Here is a 4,456-nt window from a genome sequence, read left to right as displayed (position 1 = left end):
TCCCAAGCTGACAGTGCGGGTTCGATTCCCGTCACCCGCTCCACGCACGGAAGCCCTGGTCAGGACAGACGTCTCGCCAGGGCTTCCGTGGTTCTAGGTCATGCTGAAACAGGGATGGGCCATTGGTGGGCCATTAGCTCGCCTCGGCGGCCGGTCCGTCGCCCTCGGCAACCCGCTTGACCTTGCGCTTGCTCGGCTTGCGCCGGGCCGCCTTGACCGCCTTGTCGATCGCGTCGGCGATGCCCTGGTCGGCCTCCCGGTTGGCGTGCTGGTAGATCAGCGCGGCACGCGGGCTGTCGTGCCCCATCCGTGCCATGATGTCGCGCAGGCTCGCCCCTGGTGCCCGCGACGCGAGGGTGTTGCCGGTGTGCCGCAGGTCGTGGAAGTGCAGTCCAGGAACACCCACGGCAGCGACCGCCTCGGGCCACTTGACCAGCTTGTTGAAGTTGCCGCGCCAGAGGTTCCGGCCGCTCTCGCCGGTGAACACGAACGCCTCGGGTGCCTCGCCGACGTAGCTGCCCATGTGCTGTTTCAGCACAGGCAGTGCCGCCTTGGGCAGGGCGACGGTCCGCGCACCCGCCCGCGACTTTGGCGGGCCGAGGATCAGACCGGTTCCCCGGTGCTCGACGAACGCCTGTCGCACCCTCACCGTGCCGGCCGACAGGTCGACGTCGCAGCGTTGCAGGGCGACCGCCTCGCCCCACCGTAGGCATCCGAACGTCGTGACCAGGATCAGCGCCCGGAAGCGTGCCGGCATCCGCTCGGCCAACGCGAAGATCTGCGGGACGGTGAGAACCGGTCGCTCCGCCGGCTTCTCCTGGTCGGCACCGACCACGCGGCACGGGTTGACCCTGATCAGTTCGTCCTCCTTGACGGCGGTCATCAGGACCGCGCGTAGCAGTCGGTACGCCTTGGCAGCCATGGTCACCGACACGCCCTCGGCCAGCAGCAGTGCCCGCCACTCGCGGACCATGGGCGTGTCGATCCGGTTGAGCGGCATGTCGCCGAGATGCGGCGTGATGTGCCTGCCGAGCGTCCAGCGGTACAGGTGCACGGTCCGGGGCCGCAGGTTCGGCCGCTCGGCGATCCACCGCTCGGCGTAGTCGCGTAGCCGGATCTTCCCGCGCTCAGGGTCGATCCACTCGCCCCGCATCATCTGGGCCTCGACCAGCGACAGGTACTTCTCGGCCTCGGCCTTGCGGGCGAACGTCTGCGGAGCGGAGCGCATCCGCCCGTCCGGGCCGGGGTAGCGAGCCTGGTAGCGGCCGGACTCGCGCTTACGGATGTTGCCGAATCGGCGGTGTCCCTCTCGGTTTGCCATGATCAGGCGACACTCCTCAATCCGCGCCAAACGGTCTCTGCGGTCATCGGCTCGACTCGTCCGGCACGGACGAACGCGGCCAGGTCGGCGGGGTCGATCCGAATCGACCGGCCGAGCCGGTGAAATGCGATCTGCCGCTCGGCAACGGCACGGCGGACGTAGCGCACGCTCATGCCGATGCGGGCTGCGGATTCTTCGATGGTCAGCAACTCGCGGGCAGTTCCAGTACTGGCGTGTGGCGGGTGGTCCGCTTGGCCATCGGGCGTGTCCCTTCCGGGCGGTGCGGGGATGTATCGGGGCGGTGCGAAAGGCGTTGAGAGCGCCGGTAACGGCCTCTCCGGCGGTGCGAGCGGTTCGGCGTGGCGTGGCGGGCCACGTCGGCAGAGAGCCGTGCAGCGGCCCGCTGAGAGCCTCGCTGAGCCAAGATCACGGCTGCTTTGGTGTCTTGGTGTACCTCTGTGCTGAAACACCCGGTTAGCTCCCCGTTTCAGCATGTTCGGCGCGATCACTGCCAGAGTCCGGCCTGTCCCCGTGCTGTCCCCCTCGTTTCCGCAGCTCAGAGCGGGTCGGGGGACACCGGGGACAGGAGGGACACCGGGGACGCGATACCGGCCGCCGGTGTCGGCGGCGAGCTGCCCGTCGGCGAGCATCCGCTGACAGGTGCGCTTGACGTTGTCGTAGGCGAGTCCGACCCCGTCGGCGATGACCTTGGGGGTACTGCCGGGTGAGGCTCGCAGGAACCGGAGGATCGTCGCGCGGGTCTCGCCGACCTGGTGATCCTCGGCCGGCCCGTCGAGCATCTGCCAGGCACCGGCGGCGGGGTCGAACGTGAGGGCGTACTCGTTCTCATCGACGTCGCGGCCGGTCACGTGCAGCACGCCGTCACCCTGGTTACGTGCCCGCTTGAGTACGAGGGTGGCGTCAGCGGCCCCGGCGAGTCCGTTGGTTCCCGAGACCTCGGTGAGGAAGTCGTCGGATCCGGCCTTACGCACGTGGTGGACCAGGACGAACGCGACGCCGTAGTCGTCTGCGACCTTCTTCGCCCGGCCGACAGCGGCGTAGTCGGCATCGTAGGCGGACGCGCCGGGGGCGGAGTGGCCACGCAGCTTGGCGAACACGTCGATGATGACCATGCGGGCATTTGGGTTGCGGTCGAGCCACGCGGCGATGGCCTGGTTCGCCACCCTGCGGCAGCGGCGGGCACTCGGTGGGCGAGGGTGAGTCCGGCCGGGGCCTTGCGCTGACCGAGGACCTTGCCGAGCCGGTTTTGCAGGCGGCGGGCGGTGTCTTCCAGGGCGAGGTACAGCACCGGGCCGGGCTCGACCGGGATCGCGCCGAACGCCTTACCGCCAAGGGCGACGTCCAGGCCGAGGCCGAGCGACATCCACGACTTGCCGACCTTGGGCGGGCCGCAGAGCAGGTTCACGCCCTCGGACAGCACACCGGGCACGGCCCACTTGGGCGGGGCGAACTCCATCGCCATGATGTCGGCGGCAGTCCACGACGTGCGGATCCGGGCGGGCCGCTTCGCCTCGGGCGACAGAACCTCGGCAGCGTCGTCCGGTCCGGCAACGTGCAGGTGCGGGCGATCAGGCCGGTCGGCCGGTACGGCGCTCACGCGGCCACCGTCCGGGGGCGACGGGCACCGGCGGCGAGGCCGGAGCGGATCGTACGCAGCGTCTCGAACCGGGTGAGGCCGATCGACAGCGCGGCCTGTTCCAGCAACGCGGCAGCCTGGTCGGCGGGCAGCGCTCCCCCGGCGGCGAGCTGGCCGAGGGCAACCGCGGAGACGTAGAGCATGTGGTTACGCTCGCCCTCGGCGGCGCGCCGAAGCTGGTCGAGCTGCCCGTTGATCGCGGCGTCCAGGTAGGCACCGGACCGTCCGGACGGCAGGTCGACAGCGACCGGGCGTTGAGGCGGCAGCGGTGCGGGTGCGAGGCGTTTGGCGAGCCAGCCGGGAAGGTCGGCGACCGGCAGGTCACGGGCGACCGCGTAGGGGCGGCCCGCGACGGTGCTTCCGGCCGCGACGACGTAGCCACCGTGGGCACGGGTGTCGACCAGCCAGCCGAGACCGTTGCCGCGCTCTCCGGCCGTGTTGCGCAGGGCCGGGCCGCTGGTGGGGTGCCGGAAGTACAGGTGCGCACCGCCCCGGCCCGTGGTCACGGCGTAGGTGTCGTCGGGCACCGGCTGACCAGCGGCCTCGCACAGCGCGGCGAGCACGTCGACCCCGCCCGACGCGGCCGGGTACGGGCAACCGGGCGGCGGGACCTGGTCGGGCTTGCGGACGTCCAGGTCGACGACGACCAGCCCGGACGGGCCGCAGGCGATGCCGACGCCGTACGGGGTCTCGGCCCAGCCGCGCCGGATCCGGTCGGGGTCTACGGTGGCGCGGGCTTCCCAGCCGGTGTGTCCGTTGCGGCAGCGCGGGTCCCGGCCGGGCAGGCGTCGGCAGGGTGGTCGGGGAAGGCGGGCCGCTTGTCGTTCGGCCGCAGGGGGAAGGACGTGCCAGCCACGCGCGGCGGCGGCGAGAGCCACGTCGCGTAGGGATTCCTTGGCGGGCATGGGGTTCGTTCTACTGATGTCGGGTGTGGATGGGCGTTCGCGCTGGTAGTTCTCGTCGGCGCAGGCGGCGCAGTAGCGGGCCTTCTCCCACCGGGCGACCTGCAACGGCTGACCGGACACGGTGTCTTCGGCCGCGACGGCGCGGTCGCAGATGTGCGGGTAGGGCAGGTCGGTCGGCACGAGGCGGCCGAGGGCCTTACTCGCGCCGATCCAGTGCCCGCCGGTCATCGACCCGGCCGCCCGTCGTGGCAGTCGAGGCATTCGCCGAGCGAGCGCGGGATGTAGTAGTCGCGCAGCTCACCGCAGGTCGGGCAGATGCGGCGGGCGCGCAGCGCGGCCGAGATCGCGCGCCGCTGTGCCGGGCTGGCGGTGCGCTTGGGCCGGGCGAGGTCGAGCCGGTAGAGGTACGCGGTCCGGGTGCCGCCGACGCCCCGCCAGAGGATCTGCGCGGCGATCGGCTGACCGCCCGGCCGCAGGCCGCGCGCTCGGAGCTGCCGACGGGTGGCGTAACCGTCCGGCGCACCCTGCCACCAGAACGTCGGGATGTCGTACCGCTCGGCGTCGGGATCCCAG

General features: G+C 71.5%; 4 protein-coding genes and 1 pseudogene. All 5 read right to left on the bottom strand.

The window, feature by feature from the left end; all coding sequences use genetic code 11:
* Window positions 1–133: 133 nt before the first annotated feature.
* Window positions 134–1,321 carry a tyrosine-type recombinase/integrase gene (locus tag AWW66_RS31430; RefSeq protein WP_067374269.1) on the bottom strand — a complete coding sequence of 396 codons (1,188 nt, stop codon included), beginning with the start codon at window positions 1,319–1,321 and terminating at the stop codon, window positions 134–136.
* A gap of 2 nt (window positions 1,322–1,323) precedes the next feature.
* Entirely contained in the window at window positions 1,324–1,494 is a 171-nt protein-coding gene (locus tag AWW66_RS33225; RefSeq protein WP_245648575.1) for an excisionase family DNA-binding protein, read from the bottom strand.
* Between the two features lie 332 nt (window positions 1,495–1,826).
* Window positions 1,827–2,939: pseudogene (locus AWW66_RS36180) on the bottom strand (AAA family ATPase).
* The gene (locus AWW66_RS31420; protein ID WP_083979272.1) at window positions 2,936–4,144 is read right to left on the bottom strand and encodes a bifunctional DNA primase/polymerase; all 1,209 of its coding nucleotides are present in this window, start codon (window positions 4,142–4,144) and stop codon (window positions 2,936–2,938) included. Before AWW66_RS31420 ends, AWW66_RS36180 begins: the two are co-directional and overlap by 4 nt.
* A partial coding sequence (locus AWW66_RS34715; RefSeq protein WP_067374266.1) for an RRQRL motif-containing zinc-binding protein occupies window positions 4,108–4,456 on the bottom strand: 349 nt, incomplete at its 5' end. The genes AWW66_RS34715 and AWW66_RS31420, both read right to left, overlap by 37 nt.

Origin of the sequence: Micromonospora rosaria, assembly GCF_001567585.1 — a bacterium.
In the GTDB taxonomy this organism is placed as follows: Bacteria; Actinomycetota; Actinomycetes; order Mycobacteriales; family Micromonosporaceae; genus Micromonospora; species Micromonospora rosaria.
This window is presented reverse-complemented; position numbering and strand designations above follow the sequence as displayed.

Bases quoted from the DNA above. Each gene is read 5' to 3' on its own strand.
- AWW66_RS31430 (WP_067374269.1), bottom strand. From the start codon at position 1,321: ATGGCAAACCGAGAGGGACACCGCCGATTCGGCAACATCCGTAAGCGC.
- AWW66_RS33225 (WP_245648575.1), bottom strand. From the start codon at position 1,494: ATGAGCGTGCGCTACGTCCGCCGTGCCGTTGCCGAGCGGCAGATCGCA.
- AWW66_RS31420 (WP_083979272.1), bottom strand. From the start codon at position 4,144: ATGCCTCGACTGCCACGACGGGCGGCCGGGTCGATGACCGGCGGGCAC.